We start from the raw sequence: 23,563 nt of genomic DNA, 5'->3' as shown, positions 1-23,563 counted from the left end.
TGTGCTCTTCCGATCTAAATTGTAGACCTTAATTTAAGTTCGGAAAAAGCTCTTTATCTCAGCCTTATAATAAATGAGTTAATTACTAACTCCTGCAAATATGCTTTTAGCCATCAAAAATTTCCTGAAATTAATATTCTTCTAAAAAGAGAAACACTTCAAGGGCATTTACATTTTTGGGATAATGGTTCCGGAATTACAGTTGAAAACAAAAATGGATTCGGTACGCAACTTATTGCTATGCAAGCAGAACAACTTGATGGAGAATTAAGCTATTATAATAACAACGGAACTAACTTTATAATGAACTTCGCCCTATGAAACCACTACATATACTTATCGTAGAAGACGAGCTAATTACTGCCACAGACTTACAGGAAACCTTAAAGCTATCTGGACATGAATCCAAAATTGCTAAAAATGCCAATCAAGCATTGAGCCTTTTTAATAAAGAATGTTTTGAACTAGTTCTTTGCGACATTACCTTAAAAGGTTCAAATAAAAATGGTATAGAATTAGCAAAAGAACTTAAAACAATCAAACCGCTTCCCGTAATATTCTTAACTGCTCATAGCGAAAATTTTACATTTCGAATGGCCAAAGAAGTTAAACCGGCTGCCTATATAATAAAACCATTTAGAGAACTCGAATTAAACTATCAGATAGAACTCGCTTATTTAAATGCTGTCATGTGTGATAAAGAAGTATCACCCTTAGCGGCAGATTCCATTTATCTTCCTAACAGGCATGAGTACATACGAATAAAAAAATCCGAAATTATTTGTATTCATGCGAATGGAAGCTATGTAGATATTTTTTTAAAAGGGCAAAAAAAGCCCTTTCAAGCTTCCATGAATATAAGTTACCTTGAAGAATTTCTACAAATCAGTAATTTTTATCGAATCTCAAGATTCTTCATTATAAACCTAGATTACCTCAACAAGTTTGATGCAGTAACCGTATGTATGGAAGAACTTCCTGAACTTAATATTTCAATTCCCAAAACCAAAAAAACGGAGTTCCTAAAAAAGGTTACCGTTCTTAAAACTCCTAGATAATATTTATCAACCCTTATCAAATAAAGGAGATTTATCAAGAATTTTGTCAATCAGGTTATCTGGAATCTGATTGACAGAGTTCTTCAACCTTTCGGCCCAAAAATCTGTAATCTCTTGTAAATCTCTTTCCTCTAGCCTGTGCTCTTCCAATTCAAAAGTTTCTCTATTGAATATTAAGATATCAATTGGGAAACCCACATCACTAGCACAAACTCTGGTAGAGTCAAAAGACAAGAAACCCGTTTTTAGAGCAAACTCTAAACTGGAATCATAAGTAATGGTACGCTGCAAAACAGGCTTTCCATAACCGGAATTTCCAATGATCATAAAAGGCGTACCTTCACCTACTTCTATCCAATTGCCTTCAGGATACAGCAAATACAGTTTAGGCTCTTCGTCCTTTGGCATTTGCCCACCCACAATGGTAAAAATGTTGAAGCTTATTCCACTTTTGGCTAAAATATCACGGTCTTCTGCCGCCACACGTTTAATCTGCTTACCTAAGGCATTAACAGCCTGATACATCTTATCAAAACCTTCTGTCTCCTCCAAAAGCTCTTCAAAATAACAGAGTACCTTATCTCTTACAGACCTCAATCCTGAGGTCATGATGAAAATAGGATATTTACCATATTTATGAACAAAAACCTTTTTTGCAGTCGTGGTTTCTGAGCCTGAAGTAATTCTAGTATCTGCCAGAGCCACTAGCCCTTTTCGTAATTTTATTCCTAAACAGTAAGTCACTCTTTGAACGGTTTAATAATGATCGCCACAAAGGTATTGTAGAACAATAATTTTGCTAATATTCGGAGAAATAGTTTTTATTTTTTTGTCAATCTGCCATTCTAAGTAGACAAATCTTAGATTTTATAGACCCCAGCCTTCTTATTCATCTCCATTACCGCATCTTCTATACCTTTTGGAGTCATGGGATACATGTCTATTATCTGCTTAATTATTTGAAGCGACATGGTATGTGCCCAGTATTTTAAGGGTTCTGGATTTATCCAAGCTATCTTCTTGAATTTCTTCTTGAGGCTTTCATAACTATTTAGGCTTTGTTGGTTAATTTCATAGGTTCCCATACTGGCATCACCAATGATGAAAATCCTGTAACTCGGGTCCTTATTTAAGAGCTCCTTGATTTTCACCACTTTAGTACGATGCACGTCTGCAAAAACCTCCCCATATATGGTATTATGGAAATAGTAGGTTTCCAAATCGTGGGCAAAGCGGGTTTTCATTTTCTTAAAAAGCTCTCTTACCACCTTTACATAGGAAAGCATAGAATACCCCCCATTATCTATCAGTAAAATAACCCTAAGCTTACTTTCCATTACATTTTTAAGCTCAGGAATGAAAAGACCTCCTCGCTTTATGCCTAAGTTAATGGTATTCTCAATGTCTATTTCGTCGTGAGCAGATGCTTCCACTATCCCTTTTAGTGCTGCCAATGCGGCATCAATATTATTGTCATTCACCAAACTATTGACCTCCACCGGAAAATAGTTCTTATCGTTCAAAACAGCTCTTGCCATCTTTCCACCTCCCGTTCCTCCTACCCTTATTCCTCCTCTGGCAGCACCGCCATGCCCATAAGGAGAAATACCGCCCGTACCTATCCAATGACTACCACCAGAGTGCTTGGTTTTCTGGTTTTCCTGAATGGTTTTCATTCTCTCTAGCAACTGTTCTAATGACAGACCTGAATAATCAGCCATTTTCTCTAAACACCTTTCCTGACTTTCGCCCTCTTGCTGCAAAGATGAATCCTGCTGATAAGGATTATCCTTATCCCATAGCTCTTTCCCGTTTATTACCTCTTGAATGTCATAAGTTGTGAGATGAACCTCATCTAAGAACTTGTTGACCAATTGCTCTTCATCCAGAGACAGGTATTCTTGATATTGTTTTTCTTTCCATTTTTTAAAAGTCGCAGAGCGAAGGATTGCATCGTTTAGGCGTTCGCCATTATCAATATCTATCTCTAAGAAGTACGCATAAAAGGCTTTGGTATAAGGCCCAATCAAGGCTTTGTCTTTAACAATGATGGCCTTCAACACGTTATAAATATCTCCAAGGGTTCTTATCAAACCCTTTTCCATAGATTTTTGAAGCAAAAGCAAAGCCCTTACGTCGGTAGGTATACCATGTTCTCTAAAATGCTGTGGAAGGGTTTCGAACATACTTACTAAGAATATTTAAATTCAATTATAAAACCCTTGTTTTCTAGGCTCCGGCTCGCCTGAAAGTGAACGCTTGATTTTCTCCATATCCGCTTGGGTTTTGACCAATACTCCTAAACCGTCCAAACCTTTAATTTTTTCTATGGCACCCTCGCTAGAAAATGCCTGAACATATTTGAGCCAGTTTAGTAATTCTCTTGTGGTAGGGGCTCTTTCTAAACCTAGATTGCGAAGCTGATAAAAAGCATCCAATGCTACCTCAATTACCCTATCATGAATTTCAGGGTGATGCTTTAGAACTATTTCACGCATTAAAGTAGCGTCAGGGAAATTGATATAATGGTAAATACAGCGACCCTTAAAAGCCGTTGGCAACTCCTGCTCTCTGTTGGATGTAATCACTATGGCTGGCATATTCTCTTCTGAAACGGCTATCACCTCACCAGACTCAGGCATGATAAATTTTCTATGACTCAGAGCATAGAGTAAATCGTTAGGAAACTCTCTTGGAGCCTTGTCTATCTCGTCTATTAGCAGCACCGAATGCGGACTAGAGAAGGCCAAAGCTGCTGGGCCTTTAGCCACATAATCTACCAAGTTTTCAGAATTTCTTCCACCTGTAGAAAGATTGGTTTCTAGGCCCTTCTCGTTTCGCTGGGCATTTAAAATTTCTATTTGAGAGTCACGCAAATACTTGACATGGTCAAACCTTGCAACAAAATGCTCTACATTACTTTTTGAACCCGTAGGATAGGTAAAAATGGGCAAACCCGTAGAATCGGCATACTGAATAGGCAGCTCTGTTTTACCCGTTCCAGGCTCTCCTTCTATCAATAATGGCATTCCTAAAACCCTTGCCATATGAAATGCTTGTGCCAAACTTGCGTCACAAATGTATTTATCGGAGCCTGTCCAAAACTCAGTCAATGCCATTACTTTTTTGTTGATGTTTAGTGCAATTTAACACATTTTTCCAAACGAGCGTTCTAGTCCCGCTCTTCAAATAGCACCATCAAAGTCAAAAGCAACTGCTTAAAGTAGCATTACCTATTGCGTTTATGAAAGACTTAAGCGTTCTTATTTTACTATCAAATCCATGGATTCACCTATTTGATGTCCATTTTCAAATTTCTCTCCTAAGAGCTTAGCTACGGTAGCGGCTATTTGATTTTGATACACTTGATGCTCCACCTTCATTTCTCCTAAAGCAGGGGTGTCTGGACCAATAGCGGCTAACCATATGGAGCGGCAGCCTTTCACCTCTTCGCCATGGCTTCTCCATTGGTCTTTTATTTCCTGTCCACGTCCGTGGTCTGAAGTAATAATTATGGTAGTTTTATCCTTGTACTTCGGATTTGACTGGCAATATTCCCAAATCTTTGAAATGTATTTATCAATGGAATTTGCAGCATAAAGATACTCTCTGTATTTGCCCTCATGAGCAAACTCGTCTGTCTCATCAAAACCAATAAACAATAGCTTAGGCTGTTTCTTTTCAAGGTATTCTTGAGCCATATAGTAGGTAACAAAGTCAAATCTTTGGCTAGCCAAACTTGGAACCGTAGCTTGTATTTCGTTTAGCAAAGCCTCTGTTTTAGACTCCGTCACTTCCATAGATTTCCCTGCGGCATTCACGTAAACGCCACTTCTTTTATCGTTTATGATATACGGGAAGACATTCCATGTGGCAAAAGCCGCCACCTGATCTTTATACTTTTTCTTCTTATTAATAAACTCTAAGACAGTCATATTCTTGTTATAAATTTTATCATTAGAATCTACGCTATCATCAGGGTAACCTGTTAAAATCTCGTTATACCCAGGATAAGAAAACCCATAAGGATTCTTAATATCCATCTTACTACCTAATGTTTTGTTCCCGATTATTACACCCTTCTCTTTTACGGTACTCCATAAAAAAGGCATCAAAATCTCTCTTCTCAAGTTTCCCGCTTCCATCCAAAACTTGCCGGCTGTATTTTTAATCGATTCGGTGTAGCCCTCGTCAAATAATAGAGCAGAATCTGCACCAGTAAAAACCTCTTGCCATCGAAGTCCATCTAAGGTAATAAGAATTACATTTTCCGTTTTCTGGGCGGTAGCCGCAAAACTAAAGGCCAAAAGAATAAGAATTTTTTTCATGAGGTTGAATTAAAGTTGAAACACAAATATATAGTTATTTGGTAATGTTGGCTTCGTAGAGCAACTTCCCTTTATAGTCTATAAAACTTAAGTGGGCAGCATTTTTCTTTAAAGTGATGTAAGCAAATCCCTGTCTGGACTCCGCAAAAATAGTATGCTCTAGTTTACCAGTAGGTCTAACCTCAGAACCCGCACCGGAAACAATATGGTGTGTTTTACCCTCTGGTTTTATATACTGCAAATCGTGCTCATGACCTGCTAAATAAAAATCTACATCAAACTCTTTCAAAACTGGAAGTATATGATTTCTCACATCATTTGGATCCTCAATTCTTTTTCCTCCGGTGTATAAAGGATGATGGCCTGTCACTATCTTCCAATCTGCATCAGAATCTCCCAGAGTTTTCCTTAACCACTTCATCTGAGCAGTAGTGTCTTGTGCTGCTACTTTTGCGGCGTATTTTTCTTCTCCGTAATACGCGTCATTCAGGGGATTAGAGTCAATAAAGACAAATAGACCTTTGCTCCCATCTTCTAGTTCTTGCTCAAAAGAATAATATTTTTCAGGCATATTCCATCTTCTGCTGATGTTCGTATAATCAATCTCAGCCTGCATATTTCCTCTGTAATCATGATTACCTAAAACCACAAACCAATTAATATTTAAAGCATGGTCTGAATAGACATCTTCAAAAGACGCCTTCCACTGTGGATCTGAAACACTAGCCACACCATTTGGATAAAAATTATCTCCTGTAGAAATGATAAACTCAGGTTCTAATTTTCTGGCAGCCGCACCCATTGCATTGGCCAGTTCCTTTTGCTTAAATTCTCCCCCTCTTCCCCAATCCCCAAAAACAAAGATACCGGTGGCATCATCATCATAAAATATTTTCTTATCCAGCTTTACCCCTTTCTGCCCGAAAGAAAAGCTGAAAACTAAACTGCATAACACTACTAACTTTATATTTCTCATTTCTTTTATTTAAAACAAATAGATGCCCAAATAATGGGCATCTAATTCAGTCTTTCAACCTACTAATTTTGGGCTAAAAACCTATTTCTTTTTATTCAAGTCAAACTTTAATCCTAAGCTATATCTCGAGTTATAAAACTCCTTCTGCATGGTTCTAGAAGAAATGCCTTGATAATATCTTAAGGGCTGATTAGTAAGGTTATTTCCTTCCAGGTAAATCCTTAATGCTGGTGTTATAGAATATGCTGCATTCACATCTAAGAACGTCTGTTTGTCATAATATCTATCTTCAAAAGCTGAGCCACCCAATTCGTCAATGTAATCGCTAGAATAATTCACTGAAGCTCTGGCTACAAACTTTTTATTTTCGAAAGATAGCGAAGCATTAAACATATTGTTTGCCGTTCCTGGAAGAGCCAAATTCTCATCTTCACGCTCTTCTATCCCAGTAGTTGAAGATTTTGTGTAGGTGTAGTTCAGATAGATTCCAAAACCCTTCCATATCTGACGCTGAAGAGCAACTTCTAAACCGTAAACATCTGCCGTACCGCCGTTTTTAGGTAAACTATATTCTAAGTCATCACCAAATACTGGATCTGAATAGTTTTGTATGGTTTGAGAATAAATAAAATTGCTGATGTCTTTATAGAAAAAGCCCCCAGAAACAATACCCACGTTTTCGAAATAGTTTTCTGCCATTAAATCAATATTAGAAGCAGTAGTCGCTTTCAAATCTGGATTTCCTCTTTCTAATTCGGCATCTTGAGCACTATAATTTGCAAATGGCACTAGGTCATAGTAGTTCGGCCTAGCCATGGTGTTTGTCCAAGCAAATCTTATAATGGCATTTTCCTTAATATCATACTTCACATGCACACCTGGCAAAAAATTTCCGTAAGAATTCGTTCTTGAATCTTTAGAAACCGTCTCGTCGTCTATGTTATATACGTTTCCGGTATAGTCGATGTTTGTCTGCTCAAACCTCAAGCCAAGAATAGCTGAAAACTTAGGTGTAATTTGCTGATCTACCATGGCATAAACTGCCTGAATATTTTCATTAGCAGAGTAAATACCTGAAATGTATTCTTCTGGCACATCTTTTTTCTCAAAAAGAGCGGTATTGTTTAAATCCAAATTTCCCAGAAACTCTGGCGTAGCAAATTGGCCAACCTGATACTGTGCTCCAGGTAAAAAGCCTTTGTCAGAGAAATCTGAATGCATAACACTCGCTAAGTCTGTTATAGTCTCATTAACCTCCTCGTATTCAAAATAATTTAAGTCTCTGCTTTTCTCCTTGTTTCTTGTTCTACCACCAAACTTCAAAACACCATTATTTGAATAGGGTAATTGAAAATCCAGTTTAGCATTAAGGTCTTTGTCATAAGTATATTGATACTGCTCAGAAATAGCATCTATACCGATAGCGAGATTATCTGCCCTATTGGCAAGATATGTAAATGGAGATTTAGTATCTCTTACATCTATTGTTACCGTTTGGGCTTTATCTCTAAAGCTGATGTAACGTTCGTTTGGTCTTTCTTCAGAAGCCTTTGCCAAAGTGACATTCCAAGTTGCAAGTAATCTATTGAAAAGGTGATTTCCGCTTACGGTATAATTATAAACTCGCTGGTCTTCTAATCTTTTAGCCTTATTTCTATCTGTGTTTAAACCTCCCTTGGTCTGGTATTCTACTCGCCCTGCTGGTGATGTAAATGTTCCGTCAGAATTTAAAGTAAAATCACCGTCATCAAAAGCGTCTTCCAGTTGACTCACTCTCATTCTAAACCTATTCTCCCAGTCGTCTCTCCAGTTATACATGGCAGAGAACCCAATAGAATGATTTGCACTTAAATCATAATCCAAACTAGCAGAAAAGCTTCTTCTAATACGCTGAACTTTATATGCTCTAATGTCTAACTCGTCTATAACCGCACCTTGGTCTGTATCTATCCATACGGCTTCTACGTTATCGGAACCAAAATTATGGTCATTATAAGAGCCTGAAAGAACAAAACCCAGTTTCTGATTAAAGATTCTGTTTCCTATCACAAAAGCTCCATTATAAATAGGCTTTTTAGAAAGCATATTTACACCAGAACCCAATGTCCCCGAAACCCTTAAATCGTTAGGAGCTTTTCTGGTTACTAAATTAACCGAACCACCTATGGCATCGGCATCCATATTTGGTAAAACCGCCTTATTTACCTGAATTGTTTGAATCATATCAGAAGGGATTAAATCCATCTGTACCATTCTATTGTCACCTTCTGCAGAAGGAATTCTCTCGCCATTTAAAGTAACCGAGTTTAGCTGTGGAGCCATTCCTCTAATTACAATGTTCCTTGCCTCACCTTGGTCGTTTTGCATGGTAATGCCCGGAATCCTTTTTAACGCATCACCAATGTTTGAATCTGGAAATCTTCCTATTTGGTCAGAAGAAACCACGTTCGTAATATTTGCATTGGTTTTTTGTTGATTCAAAGCTTTCGCTTGACCTTTTAACCTGTCTCCAAGAATAATCACTTCTTTCTCAAGAGTAATTCCCGATACCAGTTCAAAAGTAAATTTATTAGCACCAGCAGCTAAGTTTATCGCTTTCTCTAAGGCATTATAACCTATGTAAGAAATTTGAACATTTTTAGAACCTGAAGTTAGGCTTGTTAAATAGAAACTTCCGTTCATGTCTGTTATGGCATTTTTATTATCCACCTTTACTGTGGCTCCAGGAAGAACCAAGCCGTTCTCATCATAAACATGTCCAGAAAGCGTCGCATTCTGAGCTTGAGAAATAATAGAACTTAAAAGAAAGATTGTTAGCGTAAAAAGTCTTTGCATACTTTAGGTATTTTGATAAATTTCCGCAAAGGTATTTTTCTAGGGTTACCTAATTGTTACCTAAATATTTCCAAATTGTTTAAATGAGTCCATCTTTCTTTCTTATCATTTATTCAAACAAAACACTAACTTTCAATTAATTAAGAAAGGGCCATTAAAAAGATACGATTGAAGTCATACCAATTTAAGAGCCAATTGAACTCCGTTTTTAATCTCAAAACGCCCATTTTCCGTACATTAATTTTCACGAACTCACTGGCATGATTAGTATAATTATACCTACTTATAATGAAGCCAAGCAGATTAACCCTTGCTTGGAACAGATAAGTAGTAATATTCCTAAAAACACAGCACTTGAAATTATACTAGCAGATTCTCCACAGTCGAATGATGACCTTCAAAGCGTTGCCATTAACCAAAGCGTAAAGTATTTTAGAGCCCAAAATGCAGGACGTAACCATCAGATGAATGAAGCTGCAGCTACCGCAAAAGGCAATATTCTCTATTTTGTTCATGCAGATGTGCTGGTTCATAAAAATTTCATAGATGATATACAGCATGCCATTAAGAATGGAGCAGACATGGGCTCTTACAGAAGTTGGTACGACTACTACCCCAACCCATTACTTTATATAAATGCTTTTTTTACACGATTCCCCATGATATGGTGCAGAGGAGGCGACCAAACCCTATTTATAAAAAGCGAAGTTTTTAAGAAACTGAATGGCTTCAGTGAAAAACACTGCATCATGGAAGATTATGATATCCTTGTGAGAAGTAAAGAGCAATTCAATTTTAAAATCATCCCTAAAAACGTTTTAATTTCAGCACGAAAGTATACGCTAAATGGCTACTGGACTATTCAAAAAGCCAACTATTTAGTTATGAAAAAATGGATGAAAAATGAAGCATGCCCGCAGGAGCTTCATCAAACCTATAAAAGCCTTCTGAAGCATTAAGAAAACAACCTCTTTGAAAATCTTATAATGATACCTCATAAATAAAAAAGGTGTTTATCGCGTATCCTAACGAAATGTTAAAACGCTTTAAATGCTAAACAAAAAGCAACATTTTTCACAGCTTTATGCCACCATAGCATATAAAGACAGATGCAACCTGCTTTTAGCTAACATTCAACCAAAACTCTAACATCTAAAATTCATCATTTGTCTGCGAGATAGCCAAATCTGTAGCTATATTTGACAAAAGTGCATTTGAAATAAAACAAATCGTGAGTCTTTGCTGCAATGATAGAAAGATGCAACCGTTTTAATGTTACAAACATTTATTCAATACATAAGCAGACACTTAACGATCCCCAAAAGATTGGGTGCCATTCATGAAATCATTTTTTAAAGAGATTTTCGAATATAACCATCACTTCAACCAAAAGTTAATCGAAGAGTTGGTTAAGCATAAAGATGTTCTTCCAGAAAGAACACATCCGCTTTTTTGTCATATGCTAAATGCTCACCAAATCTGGAATGCCAGATTAATGTATACTACGCCATTTGGTGTTAACCAGATATATTCTTGTGAGAAAGCACATCAAATTGACTCCATAAACCTAGACAACTCTTTAAAAATCATTAAAGACCTGGATATGGATACAAAAATCACTTATACAAATCCCAAAGGAGAAACATTTGTGAACACCGTTCAAGACATCCTCTTCCATACCGTAAATCATCATACCCACCACCGTGGTCAAATAATTTCGGACTTTAGGCAGGCAGGTATAGAACCCTTAATAACTGATTATATTTTTCTTAAAAGAGGGGGTTTCTGCAAATCTTAAACCCGCTTTATGCATCAGGCAATCTCCCGATTTTATCGGGACCGTAGCTAAATTGCTTCAAATCAGTATGTAAACTCAATCACCATAGCCCTTCGACATTAGGTCAGGGTAAACACTATGCCAATTTCCTTTAATTGTCTGGTTTATTGCACTTTAACTTCTTATAACGTCTCCCCAACGCATAATCCGGGTTAAACCAAGATATTCATTTCCCCTATTGGTTCTATAGGTTCTGGCAAATCCGTTTCATCTAGCATCTGACGGATATCTCTTTCTATCCCCACCACCATACTACTGATAGGGACGTCATTATATGTTCCTTCAAAAGGGTTTTCACTATAATCGCCTATCATTTCCATAGTCCAGAAAACCCAAGAACCTAGCACAGAAAAAACAGCAGAAAACCAAATGGGATGGCTTGAACCCAAACCTACAAACACATCAAGCATACCGAAAGGTAAAAGAATCACAAATAAGAGAACGAAATAATAATTTACAGTGGCATATTGACGTGGAAAAGGGAAGTTTTTAATTCGTTCAGACTTCCCCTGCAGTGCATAAAATTCCGTGATTAAGGCCTGCATTTCTAAATGCCTGAAACGGTCTAACTTCCCCATTTTTTTAAGGGAAATTATATCTTTAGACTGGAGACTTAATAAATGAGAAGACCTATTTCCCTTTCCCATCACATAGTCGTATTCCGATGGACTTATATAATCTTTAAGTTTTTCAAATTTACTTTCTGAATAATCGGTATCAAACGCCTTTCTGAAAGCTCGTTCCGTGCTCCCATTATGCTCCCACTTTTTTAATTTCCTCAGCTCAAAACTAAGGGCGTAGAGCCAAGCTATATGTCTATAAACTAATCGTTTACTAATCTCCGTTTCTTCTACTTCTGGCCTTGTCTTAGTAAAAACAAAGTCTCTGGACATGACCGTAAATGAACGAGAGGCATTTACTATACCACCCCATATTTTTCTGGCTTCCCAAAGCCGCTCATAAGAGGAATTATTTTTAAAGCCAAGGTAAAAAGCTACCGCAATACCAATCAATGATATGGGTTGCCAAGGAATATGCAGCCACTCCCAACCAAAAAAGTGATATAACACCACGGGAATAGCATCTATAACAAGAAATGCAAATAGGAATTTCATTTCCCATCTTAGTAATTGAAACAAACTATATCTTCTTCCTGCTTGCATGCCAATTTCACTTGATTTAAAACAAATTTAGCCTTTTTCTCCAATTCGTATGGACAAATAGTCTTCCTCTATTCAATGGGAAAGGCTACATTTGAAATATCAAAAATTATAGACAGGAATGCCTCTTTTCCCCAAAACAGTCCCTCCGCAATTAAATGGCCTAGTCAGGAGCATTCCAGAGGAAACGGCTAACATGCTTTCTCATGCCGTTGGACTGCTCATTTTCCTTGTTCTAACGCCTATATTGCTGATTAAAGCTTCATCTATCCAGGGGGATTGGTATTTCTGGGGATGCCTGGTTTTCGTGATATCGTTGCTTATGGTATACACCTCTTCCACCTTATATCACGGAACTTTTAAGCTAGAACTTAGAAAAAGGCTAAGGGTAGTAGATCACATTTGTATTTACTTTTTAATAGCTGGGAGTTTCTCTCCATTTATTCTGGCTCATCTTCAAACCAAAATTGGTTTGCTCATCTTCGTTATATTATGGCTTATTGTTCTTGTGGGGAGCGTTTTTAAATATTTCTTCACCCATAGATTTAATCTAGTGGCTACTTTAGCTTACGTAGGTATGGGTTGTATGGCATTTTTTATCATCGAACCGCTATTTAAGGTCATTCCAGAAACCAGTGCTTATTGGCTTACCATTGGCGGAGCCTCATATCTTATTGGTGTGTTTTTCTACCTTTGGAAGAGTCTAAAATATGGTCATTTCATTTGGCATTTTTTTGTCTTAGGTGGTAGCCTTTCTCATTATTTAGCCGCATGGTATTTATATTAAAACTCTAGCCTAAAAGCCGTTCCCTGTCCCAGTTCCGATCTCACCGTAAGATCTCCCCTATGCATCTGAAGAATCTGTTTTGAAAGGCTCAAACCGATTCCCTGTCCTGTTTTCTTAGTGGTATAAAAAGGTATGAATATTTTCTCCAATGCTTCTTGGACAATACCCAAACCATTGTCTTTTACTTCGATGGCATTTCTTTTTGACAGCTGCATTGCTTTTACCAAAACCAAACCTTTTTCCTTTTCTGAAATAGCCTCAAAGGCATTTTTGACCAGATTTATCAATACCATTTCTATTTGGTCAATGTCACACCAGACCGTAAAATCAGACTCCACAGAAAAAGAAATATCTAATGTTTTGGCTTTGGCATCTGCCAATACCAAAGTTTCTATTCTATTTAAAATTTCGGAGACCGCCACCTCTTTAAAAACCGGTTTTGGTAAGGTGGTAAAATCTCTATAGGCATTCACAAAACTCATGACCCCTTTTCCTCTAGATTCTATCGTTTTCAAAGCTTCGCTTAAATCTTCAATGGCCTCATTATTCTCAACCTTATTCATCAAATCTTCTTGAACGATGTCTCTCATGGTACCTACCAGAGAAACAATAGGTGCAATGGAATTCATAATTTCATGCCTTAATACCTTCGTCAAATTTTGCCATGCATCCAGCTCCTTTTCTTGTAACTCGGATCTAATGTTTTGAAGTGAAATAATCTTAACGGCACGCCCTCTCAAATTCACCTTTGTGGCATTTACAGCCAGCTGAATTCCGTTTTTCCCATTATACATATACCTACCCCCTGAGGTCAGCTTTCGCATTTCATGATAAAGCGTAGCGTGTTCTGTTTTAAGTAAATCGCTCAAATTCCTCAACCTATAAACATCCAAAAGGCGGATTGCAGCATTATTAAGAACCTCTATCTGCCCATGGGCATCATAGCAAATAATACCCACATCTATATGCTGAACCATGGTATTCAGAAAGTGAATGTTTGCCTCCTTTTCTGCTCTGGCAGACTTAAAAGCTTCTATCACCTGATTCATTTCCAAGTTGAGATCTTGAAAACTCTTGCCCAGCTTATTATCCGAACTAAACTTTACGGTGAAATCGGAATATTGAATGGACTCAAAAAAACGAGTCAACTTAATATTAACCCCAGAAGCATAATTATAAAGAGAAACCCCAGAAATAACCGCTGCAATTAAAAATATCACCGCTACTGGTTTATTTCCAGAGTACCACACAAAAGGTATAGGACAAAGAAAAATGGTCAAGAAAACTATCCTGAAGACTATCTGAATTGAAAATCTTTTCATTTAGATACCATATTTTTCAATTCTCCTATAAAGTGCCGCTCTAGAAAGTCCTAATTCTTTAGACGCCTCTGTAATATTTCCATTGAATTTTTTCAAAGCCTTTACTATCATATGCTGCTCCATATTCTCCAGATCATAGCTTTTAGTGGTTTCATGGGAAGCCTTAAACTGATGCTGCTCGCCAAAAACATCTTCAATTGCCAAGGTGTTTTTCTGGCACATTATAACCGCTCTTTCTATAGCATGTTGAAGCTCTCTCACGTTTCCAGGCCAGTTATACCTGTTCATTTCTTTAACCAGTGCCGAGCTTAGTCCCGTAATTTTCCTATTATACTTTTTCTTATATATCTCCAGAAAATGATTCCCCAAAAGTTCTATATCACCCGTTCTTTCACGTAGCGGCGGCAGTTCAATGGTAATGGTGTTAATCCTGTACAATAAATCTTGCCTAAACTCACCCTTTGCCACCATCTCCTGAATAGGGCTATTGGTGGCACACACCAACCTTATATCCACATTCTGAGGTTTATTATTTCCCAACTTCACTATGGTTCGCGACTGAAAAACATTTAGGAGTTTACTCTGAACAGGGAGCGATAAGTTACCTATTTCATCCAAAAAGAGCGTACCCTTATTGGCCTCCTCAAACTTGCCAACTCTGTTTTCTTTGGCGTCTGTAAAGGCTCCTTTTACATGACCAAAAAGCTCACTTTCCACAAGTGTTTCTGGCATAGCAGCCAAGTCTACCCTTACAAAACTCTGCTTTTTACGCTGGGAAAGCTTATGTAGGGCACTTGCCACTAAATCTTTACCGGTACCGTTTTCGCCCAAAAGAAGCACGTTGGCGTCTGTATCCGCCACCCTATCTACGGTACTAAAAACCTTTTTCATAGCTTCTGAACTCCCTATAATGTCATCATCAGAAGAAGGTTTCTTGTCTGGAGGAGCCTCGCCTAAGGCAGATTGTATGGTAGAAAGCAGTTTATCATTTTCCCATGGCTTTATTACAAAATCCTTTGCTCCAAGTTTTATAGATTTTACTGCCATTTCCACGTCACCATAGGCTGTAAACAGCACTACTTTAACCTCCGGTTTCAAATCCAGTATCTTGTCTAACCACAAGAAACCCTCTCTACCCGTATTTACGTCTTGGGTAAAATTCATATCCAACAGTATGAGGTCAAACTCATAATTGTTTAAGAGAAATGGTATTTTCTCAGGATTTTTCTCAATCGTAACTTCATCAAAATGCCTTTTTAAAAAAAGTTTGGCTGCACTTAAAATGTCGACATCGTCATCTATGACTAATATTTTTGACATGGTTATCTTTTTAATAGTTTCGTCTTTCCCTTCGGGCAAATTCAAAGATGTATCGTTTTTAAAATTAACATAATAATTCGTGAGATACATCTGTATAAATATTGAATTCTAATACATAATAAAAGACCTTGTCAAGTAGTGTTCGGAAACGGACATTCATGTACGCTGCCGAACGAATAAAAAACGGACACTTTATCATAAAATACTCATAAACAAACACATAGTCTATTTGGCACAGGTTTAGAATATCAATTGGCACACGCCTTTTGACCAAATCAATAAACGGGGGCTGGAAAAGAAATGGATAGAAAAATAGAAAAGAAGTTTTGGACAGTAAAACGCATAGGTTTGATAGCTCTTGGAGTTGTGGTGATTTCACTGCTTGGATACAATTTTATCTTCGCAGACCACAGGTCAAAACTTAATGTAGAAACCGATAAAATTTCAGTGTCAGAAGTGTCAGAAGGTATTTTTGACGAGTTCATCATCGTTCAGGGTGTGGTACAACCTTTAAAAACCATTCAGCTAGATGCTATTGTAGGTGGATATGTCACCAACAAGCTAGTGGAAGGTGGAAATATGGTGAGTCAAGGCCAGATCATTTTAAGATTGGAAAATCAGCAACTAAAATTAAATTTTCTGCAATCTGAAACAGAGGCCAGCCGCCTGGTTAACGATTTACAGAACACGCGTCAACGTCTAAAAGTTGAACGCTTTACGCTACAAAAAACATTAAGTGATTTGGACTTTCAAATTGCTCAAGCCAAAGACGCCTTTGACAGGAATCAACAATTGAAAAAGGATAATGTGGTCTCCGACATGGAATACATGCGTACCAAAAGAGATTATGAAAAGTTGGTAAAACAAAGAGAGATTGAGATAGAATCTCAAAAATATCAGGAAGAAAACGCTGCACTTCAAATAAAGCAATTAGAAGGCACTTTAGAAAGAACACAGAAAAACGTAGACTTGTGGAGACAAACATTAGAAAATCTAGTGGTGAAAGCTCCGGTGGCAGGTTTGCTTTCATCTATAGACGTGGAGATAGGCTCCAACATAAATCAAGGTCAAAATATAGGTCAGATAGACGATATGAACGGCTTTAAAATGCGTGTTGAGATTGATGAGCACTATATTTCAAGAATTTTTGCCGGCTTACAAGCCAACTTTGACTTCAATGGTAGTACCCATAAAATGGAAATCATCAAAGTATATCCAGAGGTTTTAAACGGCCGTTTTGCAGTGGATATGGTATTTAGCAAGTCCGCTCCTGATGGAATCAGAAGGGGTCAATCTTCTCCAATTAGATTAGAGCTGGGGAAATCTGAGAAGGCCACTTTACTTCCAGTAGGTGGTTTCTTCTCAGACACCGGAGGAAACTGGGTGTATGTGGTAGAAGAAGGAGGAGCCAAAGCCACAAAGAGAAACATTACACTAGGCAGAAAAAACCCAAGACACTATGAAGTATTAGATGGTCTTAAACCTGGAGAAAAAGTGGTGACGAGTTCTTATGGAAACTTTGGGGATAAGGAGGTTTTGGAGTTGAAATAGAGTAAGGGTTAATAGTTCGAAAGTTAAATGTTAAAAGCTCTTTCGAAAACTACCTGCCCAACTTGTTATTAACACTATTTATTAAAGTTTGAATTTGTTTTGATACGGAAATGATGCGAGAAATGAAATTATCTGCGACAGTCTCTTCTAAAAGCCCCACAGCTTTGGCTATGACTAATTGTGTTCTAATTTCTCCAGCAGAGCCTTTTGAAAACTTAATAAAACGAACAAACTCTTTGTCATTGTTTCTTTCAAATCCTTCGGCGATATTGGAAGGGACTGATACGCCCGCTCTTAAAATCTGGTCTTTAAAACCAAAATCTCGACAGTTCGAAAATTTTTTATATAGGTCAATAGATATTTTGATTGAATCTTGCCAAATCCTTAAATCTTCTATTGATGAAATCTTAGACATAATTAACTTGAAGTATGGTAATAGGCTAAAGTTAAAACCTTTAACTCTTAACCTGTAACTTGTAACCAAATAAAAAATGATAAAAACAACCAACTTACAAAAGATGTTTACCACCGACGAAGTGGAGACTACGGCCTTAAATGGCTTGGATTTTGAAATTAAGGATGGCGAGTTTGTGGCCATTATGGGGCCTTCAGGCTGCGGCAAATCTACCTTACTTAATATCTTAGGACTATTAGACAATCCTACGGAAGGAAGCTATGATTTCTATGGCACCGAAGTGGGCGGAATGAGCGAGCGTCAGCGTGCTCAGTTAAGAAAAGGAAACATTGGTTTTGTGTTTCAAAGCTTTAACTTGATTGATGAGTTAACTGTTTTTGAAAACGTGGAGCTACCTCTTCTTTATCTTAAAATACCTTCTGCAGAACGTAAAGAAAAAGTAGAAGCGGCATTGGAAAGAATGAATATGATGCACAGAAGGAATCATTTCCCTCAGCAGCTTTCTGGTGGTCAGCAGCAGCGTGTGGCCATTGCCCGTGCCGTAGTAGCCAAACCTAAATTAATTCTGGCAGATGAACCTACTGGTAATTTGGACTCTGCAAACGGTGAAGATGTAATGAAACTCTTGCAGGAACTAAATCAAGAAGGTACCACCATAGCCATGGTGACTCACTCTCCATATGATGCTGGTTTTGCTCACAGAACCGTAAACTTATTTGATGGTCGAATTGTAACGGAGAATTTTCACGTTTAATCTACCTCTAGATTAAAACAAGACTATAATGATTTTAAGCGAAGGTGAGTTTTAAACAGCTCGGCTTCGCTCAATTTGAACTTACAACATACATGACAATCTCTTAAAACCCTTACTAAAACACAGTGAAACCCTAAAACCTAACGGTCATGCTTCAAAACTATATCAATATAGCCCTGAGAAATTTAATCAAAAACGGGCTTTTTTCGTCGCTGAACCTTCTTGGTTTGTCGTTTGGGATCGTCATATTCTTGTACCTTTTCCTATTTACAAAACAGGAACTCTCTTTTGATAAATATCATACAAATGCGGATCACATTTACCGTGTCGGTCAAACTGTCAGTTTTCAAGGAAAAGAAGTCTGGGGATCTGTACCTAATATAGTAGGTCCCAAAATGACTGAGGAGATTCCTGAAATTAAATCTTACACTCGCTTTTTGCATCACTCATTCGGGAATATTGCTTTCGTAAACACCGACCAAAACAAATTTTCCGAAAAAAAACTCTATTGGACCGACCCTGGACTATTCGATATTTTCGATGTTCCATTAATTTCCGGAAACCCAAAAACCGCACTAGATGCTCCAAACAAAATCATCATCAGTAAGACAAGTGCCGAAAAGTATTTTGGCAATGAAAACCCTTTGGGTAAGTCTTTAAAAGTTGACAATGATTATGACATGACCGTAAGTGGTGTATATGAAGATTTCCCAAACAATTCTTCGATTGATGCCGATCTTATTGGCTCCTTTTCAACAGTAAAGTGGGCTAGCGATAACTTACATTGGAGTAACGCTAGTTATGAGACCTACTTTTTGATGGAACCTCAAGCCAATCTTAAAAAAGTAGTAACTAAAATCAATGCCATTCTGGATGAAAATATTGCCAAGGAGAATCAATGGTTCACATTTTGGTTACAACCACTTACCGATATCCATTTGTATTCTACCCATATTGTTAATACCAATATGACAAAAGGTAGCGATATAAAGCAGGTAAATATATTGATAGCTTTGGCATTGGGGATTTTAATCATCGCGTGTATTAATTATATGAATTTGGCTACGGCTCAATCACAAAAACGTATAAAAGAAGTAGGGATTAGTAAGGCTATGGGTGCCAGTCAGTCAAGCCTTATAAAAAGGTTTTATACCGAAGCACTTATTATGGTGTCTCTCGCCGTCTTTCTTGGATTTATGCTATTAATCATAGGGCTACCTTTCTTAAATAGTATCGCTGGGGAAAAAATATCTTTGAATTCAGTGATTGATATTCCTTTAATAATTGGCATTGTCATAACCACTTTTGCATTAGCAATTGTTGCTGGCTCCTACCCTGCACTTTTACTTTCTTCTTTTTCTCCACTTTCACTTTTTGGAAGAAAAGACGATTCCGTCTTTGCCGCTGCAACGGTTAGGAAAGGCTTAGTCATCGTTCAATTTTCAGCCTCGATTATTTTAATGATTGGCACATTCGTTTTTTACAGTCAGATGAAATTTATTCAGGACCGACAACTCGGCTATGACACAAAACACGTGGTTGCCATTAACACGCAAGGTGCCGAAAATAAAACCCAAATAGATGAACTCCTGGCTTCTTATAAGAATATGACTTATGTGGGTTCGGTTTCACGATCACAAACTTACCCTGGTGCTAGTGGAAGTGGCCGTACTATTGTGCGATACGAAGAGCCTGATAAAGTAATGGCAATCCAAACTAACTATACTGACCCCGAAATATTAGAAACGCTTAATATTAAACTATTAGCGGGTCAAATGTTTACCAACAAAACCGCTCCCCAAGACTCAACTGTACAGGTGGTAGTCAACAAAACAACCATTGATTTTCTAGGCTTTTCACCCGATGAGGCCATAGGACAAATTGCTTATAATCTTTTCAATTGGAATAAAGCCGTTATTGTGGGCGTTATGGAAGATTTTCATTTCCAAGACTTCCATAAACCCATAGGTGCCTATGCTTTTCATAACAGTCCGTCTGAAGAAAAGAACAACTTATTGGTACAGTTTAGCGGTGGAAATTTGGCGGATAACTTATCGGTTTTAGAGGCTGGTTTTCACAAATCAATCCCTTCTTCTGCCTTTGAATATCAGTTTTTGGATGATGTGGTAGCTAGGCTATATGCTACAGAAGAGCAATTGGGACGAATTGTTCTGTTCTTTTCAATTACCGCAATTTTTATTGCCTGTTTGGGGCTTTTCGGACTTTCTGCTTTTACTGCTGAGCAGCGAACTAAAGAACTCGGTGTTAGAAAAGTATTAGGTGCAAACTTTGCCAATTTAGTGCGTTTACTTTCCTCGGACTTCCTGAAACTCGTATTAATCGCTCTTTTCATATCGGCACCCATAGCTTGGTATATGCTCAATGGCTGGCTAGAAACATATGCCTTTCATATCAGCATGCCTTGGTGGATTTTTGGAGCATCAGGTATCCTCACTATTTTGATAGCATTCTTAACGGTGAGTTACCAATCTATCAAAGCAGCATTAATTAATCCGGTAGAGAGTTTGAAGAACGAGTAAAAGCTTTTCACTACCGAACAGTGTGTCCGATTTTGGACAAATAGCCATTGCTTCGAATCCGTCAAAAAGCTCACTATAAGCACTATAGTCTTACTGGCACAGTTTGGGTTATTAATTAAGTGTCAATCGCACTTCCATAGAATATTTAGAATTATGATTAAGAATTACATCAAAATCGCCTGGAGAAACCTAAAACACGACCTTAGTTTTTCTGCCTTGAACATATTGAGTTTAACCATCGGTTTAACTTTTAGTCTCTTGTTATTTTACTATGTCAAAGATGAATTAAGTTTTGATACTTATCATGAAAAAGGCGAACGTGTTTATCGTATAAACTCCGAATTAATAGAGCCAGAAAAAACCGACAATATTGCCATCTCTCCGATGATAATGGGACCTGCTCTTAAAACAGACTACGACGAAGTAGAGCATTCGGTAAGGTATATACCAGGAAACCAAAAGACACTTTTAAAGAATAATGGCCAAGAAGCCTACATAGAAAAAGTCTTTTATGCCGACAGTAATAACTTTGCCGTTTTTACGCATCCTTTTATCGTTGGAGACCCTAAAACCGCCTTAATTGAGCCTAATAGCATTGTTATTAGCAGGTCTACTTCTTTAAAGTTTTTCAAGAAACCTGAAGATGCTCTTGGCAAAGCTTTGGAAGGGGAAGGCACCAACGTTTATAAAGTAACGGGCGTGATGGAAGATGTTCCGGAGAATTCTCATATCCTTTTTAACTCGCTAATTTCAATCTCCACACTTTCCTACCTAAACGATCAAGGTCAAAACTGGGGTAATTTTGGAGCATTGACCTATGTCCTTCTTAAACCAGGGGCAAGCGTTAGCTCTTTTGAAGATAAACTTTCCTCTATCTACCCAACTTATCAAAAGTCGATTTTTGAGCAATTTGGTGTAACCATGAAATATGCCGCGATGCCGATTACGGATATCCATCTAAAAAGCACATTGAAATACGAACCAGAGCCTTTAGGGAACATAAACTATGTCTATACTTTTTCTACCATTGCTGTTTTACTGCTTCTGATAGCATGTATCAATTACATGAATCTCACCACCGCTCGTTCTGCCAGAAGGGCTAAAGAAATAGGAATTCGTAAGGTTTCTGGTTCTGTTCAGGGGCAGTTGGTTGCTCAGTTTTTAACTGAATCAATGCTGCTTTCTTTCATTTCTTTTGCTCTCAGTATGATTTTGATAGCAATTCTGCTGCCTTCGTTTAACGAAATTTCAGGTAAAGCATTCTCCTTCTACTACATTCTGCAGCCACTCACATTACTTTATACTTTGGGTATCGTATTGTTTGCGGGTTTTATTGGCGGTAGTTACCCCGCTTTTTTCCTGTCAAAATTTAACCCTTTAGTGGTCTTGAAAGGGAAATTATCAAAAGCATCTTCAAATGCGGGTCTTCGAAAGACCCTAGTGGTCATTCAGTTTACGGTTGCCATTGTCATGTTAATTTCTACATGGATAATCTACAATCAGCTTAATTATTTACAAAACAGAGATTTGGGTTACGATAAAGAGAACATCCTGGTGCTTTCTCTTCCCTTTGTAGAGCGTCGCAATACCAGCACGCTAGATTACATTAAAAATGAAGCTCTTCAAAATCCCAAAATAAAAGCAGTTTCTACCTCGTATTATACTCCGGGAACCACCGGTCAAAATTATAATTTATTTGAAATAGAAACTGCCGATGGGTTTACTTCACAGGGCATCGACAATTTTGGGATTGACGAAAATTATTTGGAAAACTTTGGGATAGCATTGGCCGAAGGCAGACAATTCAGATTAACAGACAGACCAGATTCTTGTATCAACGTATTAGTTAATCAGGCCTTTGTTAAAAAGATGCATTGGGGAACGGGTGCTTTGGGTAAAAGAATCAAAAACCAAGGCAATGAGGCCGAACCATTTTTTTATGTTATTGGTGTGATAAAGGACTTCCACATGCGTTCTATCTATAATCCTATAGAGCCTCTTATGCTAACTTATACGCATAATAACGCCTCTATGCAATTTAAAGTGAAGGAGGAAGACATGGCTAGCTCCATTACTTACATTGAAAATATTTATAAAAAGTCTTTCCCAAAAGAGCCAATGGAATACTCTTTTGCTTCTGAAGATTTTAAGACGCAGTTTAAATCAGACCAAAAGCGTGGCCAGCTCTTTTCTACTTTCTCAGGGCTGACTATTATCCTTGCTTTTTTAGGGCTTTTAGGCTTGATAGCTTATACCACGCAGCAGCGTAAAAAAGAAATAGCAGTAAGGAAAGTAATGGGGGCTGAGAGCTACCAGATTGTGTTTTTATTGGCCAAAAACTTCATGATTCTAGTTGGGGTATCTTGCCTAATCGCATTTCCATTGTCTTACTATTTCCTAGACCAATGGTTAGATTCTTTCACCTTCAGAACGGCTATAAACCCAATTGTTTTTGCATATTCTGCTTTGATAATTCTTACGTTAACCATGCTTGCCGTGGCATATCATTCTATAAGAGCGGCTTTAGGAAATCAAGTGAATGCTATGCGGATTGAGTAAGACAGGGTGGCGTTTAGTTGTAATAATAAAACCCAACGTCCGACCCGTCCATTTTCGGACATTCGGCAGGAGTAAACAATTCCACAAACACCTAACAAATAAGCATCTAACACTTCTGGCA

At 37.7% G+C, this 23,563-nt stretch carries 19 protein-coding genes; 9 read left to right on the top strand and 10 right to left on the bottom strand.

Annotated features, from left to right (window positions below; genetic code table 11):
• Positions 1 to 18 precede the first annotated feature (18 nt).
• The gene (locus ACTBZY_RS22620) at positions 19 to 321 is read left to right on the top strand and encodes an ATP-binding protein (RefSeq protein WP_463048671.1); all 303 of its coding nucleotides are present in this window, start codon (positions 19 to 21) and stop codon (positions 319 to 321) included.
• On the top strand, positions 318 to 1,058 hold the full coding sequence (locus tag ACTBZY_RS22615) for a response regulator (protein ID WP_463048670.1): 741 nt from the start codon (positions 318 to 320) through the stop codon (positions 1,056 to 1,058). Before ACTBZY_RS22620 ends, ACTBZY_RS22615 begins: the two co-directional genes overlap by 4 nt.
• A 6-nt stretch (positions 1,059 to 1,064) precedes the next feature.
• On the opposite strand, the gene ACTBZY_RS22610 is transcribed toward ACTBZY_RS22615, so the two are convergent.
• From ACTBZY_RS22610 to ACTBZY_RS22585, 6 genes are all read right to left on the bottom strand, one after another.
• Positions 1,065 to 1,802 carry a peptidase gene (locus ACTBZY_RS22610; protein WP_463048669.1) on the bottom strand — a complete coding sequence of 246 codons (738 nt, stop codon included), beginning with the start codon at positions 1,800 to 1,802 and terminating at the stop codon, positions 1,065 to 1,067.
• A gap of 116 nt (positions 1,803 to 1,918) precedes the next feature.
• Complete coding sequence (locus ACTBZY_RS22605; RefSeq protein ID WP_463048668.1) at positions 1,919 to 3,244, bottom strand: hypothetical protein; 1,326 nt, start codon at positions 3,242 to 3,244, stop codon at positions 1,919 to 1,921.
• Between the two features lie 21 nt (positions 3,245 to 3,265).
• Positions 3,266 to 4,177 (bottom strand): AAA family ATPase, encoded by a 912-nt coding sequence (locus ACTBZY_RS22600; RefSeq protein WP_463048667.1) that lies wholly within the window; start codon positions 4,175 to 4,177, stop codon positions 3,266 to 3,268.
• A 144-nt stretch (positions 4,178 to 4,321) separates the two neighbouring features.
• Complete coding sequence (locus tag ACTBZY_RS22595) at positions 4,322 to 5,386, bottom strand: alkaline phosphatase family protein (RefSeq protein ID WP_463048666.1); 1,065 nt, start codon at positions 5,384 to 5,386, stop codon at positions 4,322 to 4,324.
• Between the two features lie 34 nt (positions 5,387 to 5,420).
• Positions 5,421 to 6,362, bottom strand: a complete 942-nt coding sequence (locus ACTBZY_RS22590; RefSeq protein ID WP_463048665.1) for a purple acid phosphatase family protein — start codon at positions 6,360 to 6,362, stop codon at positions 5,421 to 5,423.
• 81 nt (positions 6,363 to 6,443) lie between these two features.
• Entirely contained in the window at positions 6,444 to 9,197 is a 2,754-nt protein-coding gene (locus ACTBZY_RS22585) for a TonB-dependent receptor (RefSeq protein ID WP_463048664.1), read from the bottom strand.
• Between the two features lie 260 nt (positions 9,198 to 9,457).
• On the opposite strand from ACTBZY_RS22585, the gene ACTBZY_RS22580 reads away from it, so the two are divergent.
• Entirely contained in the window at positions 9,458 to 10,156 is a 699-nt protein-coding gene (locus ACTBZY_RS22580) for a glycosyltransferase (RefSeq protein ID WP_463048663.1), read from the top strand.
• 380 nt (positions 10,157 to 10,536) lie between these two features.
• Positions 10,537 to 10,995, top strand: coding sequence for a DinB family protein (locus ACTBZY_RS22575; RefSeq protein ID WP_463048662.1), 459 nt, complete (start codon positions 10,537 to 10,539; stop codon positions 10,993 to 10,995).
• Between the two features lie 191 nt (positions 10,996 to 11,186).
• Here ACTBZY_RS22575 and ACTBZY_RS22570 read toward each other — a convergent pair whose 3' ends face one another.
• Entirely contained in the window at positions 11,187 to 12,149 is a 963-nt protein-coding gene (locus tag ACTBZY_RS22570; protein WP_463048661.1) for a bestrophin family protein, read from the bottom strand.
• 166 nt (positions 12,150 to 12,315) lie between these two features.
• On the opposite strand from ACTBZY_RS22570, the gene trhA reads away from it, so the two are divergent.
• Complete coding sequence (trhA, locus tag ACTBZY_RS22565) at positions 12,316 to 12,981, top strand: PAQR family membrane homeostasis protein TrhA (protein WP_463048660.1); 666 nt, start codon at positions 12,316 to 12,318, stop codon at positions 12,979 to 12,981.
• Here the strand turns inward: trhA and ACTBZY_RS22560 are convergent.
• Together ACTBZY_RS22560 and ACTBZY_RS22555 are read right to left on the bottom strand one after the other, a co-directional pair.
• Positions 12,978 to 14,303: a sensor histidine kinase gene (locus ACTBZY_RS22560; RefSeq protein ID WP_463048659.1), complete on the bottom strand. Its 1,326-nt coding sequence runs from the start codon at positions 14,301 to 14,303 to the stop codon at positions 12,978 to 12,980. The two genes, trhA and ACTBZY_RS22560, sit on opposite strands and share 4 nt — an antisense overlap.
• The gene (locus tag ACTBZY_RS22555) at positions 14,304 to 15,623 is read right to left on the bottom strand and encodes a sigma-54-dependent transcriptional regulator (RefSeq protein ID WP_463048658.1); all 1,320 of its coding nucleotides are present in this window, start codon (positions 15,621 to 15,623) and stop codon (positions 14,304 to 14,306) included. It lies immediately after the preceding gene.
• Positions 15,624 to 15,923: 300 nt separating this feature from the next.
• On the opposite strand from ACTBZY_RS22555, the gene ACTBZY_RS22550 reads away from it, so the two are divergent.
• On the top strand, positions 15,924 to 17,174 hold the full coding sequence (locus ACTBZY_RS22550) for an efflux RND transporter periplasmic adaptor subunit (RefSeq protein ID WP_463048657.1): 1,251 nt from the start codon (positions 15,924 to 15,926) through the stop codon (positions 17,172 to 17,174).
• 49 nt (positions 17,175 to 17,223) lie between these two features.
• Here ACTBZY_RS22550 and ACTBZY_RS22545 read toward each other — a convergent pair whose 3' ends face one another.
• Positions 17,224 to 17,589, bottom strand: a complete 366-nt coding sequence (locus tag ACTBZY_RS22545) for a four helix bundle protein (RefSeq protein WP_463048656.1) — start codon at positions 17,587 to 17,589, stop codon at positions 17,224 to 17,226.
• Between the two features lie 76 nt (positions 17,590 to 17,665).
• On the opposite strand from ACTBZY_RS22545, the gene ACTBZY_RS22540 reads away from it, so the two are divergent.
• The 3 genes from ACTBZY_RS22540 (at position 17,666) to ACTBZY_RS22530 (ending at position 23,442) form a co-directional block, all read left to right on the top strand.
• Positions 17,666 to 18,343, top strand: a complete 678-nt coding sequence (locus tag ACTBZY_RS22540; protein WP_463048655.1) for an ABC transporter ATP-binding protein — start codon at positions 17,666 to 17,668, stop codon at positions 18,341 to 18,343.
• Positions 18,344 to 18,492: 149 nt separating this feature from the next.
• Positions 18,493 to 20,883, top strand: coding sequence for an ABC transporter permease (locus tag ACTBZY_RS22535; protein WP_463048654.1), 2,391 nt, complete (start codon positions 18,493 to 18,495; stop codon positions 20,881 to 20,883).
• A gap of 153 nt (positions 20,884 to 21,036) precedes the next feature.
• Positions 21,037 to 23,442, top strand: coding sequence for an ABC transporter permease (locus tag ACTBZY_RS22530; RefSeq protein WP_463048653.1), 2,406 nt, complete (start codon positions 21,037 to 21,039; stop codon positions 23,440 to 23,442).
• The last annotated feature ends 121 nt before the right edge of the window (positions 23,443 to 23,563 follow it).

The organism is Arcticibacterium sp. (assembly GCF_055134445.1).
Note: the sequence above shows the minus strand (reverse complement) of the source record. Positions and strands in the feature narration are given on the sequence as shown.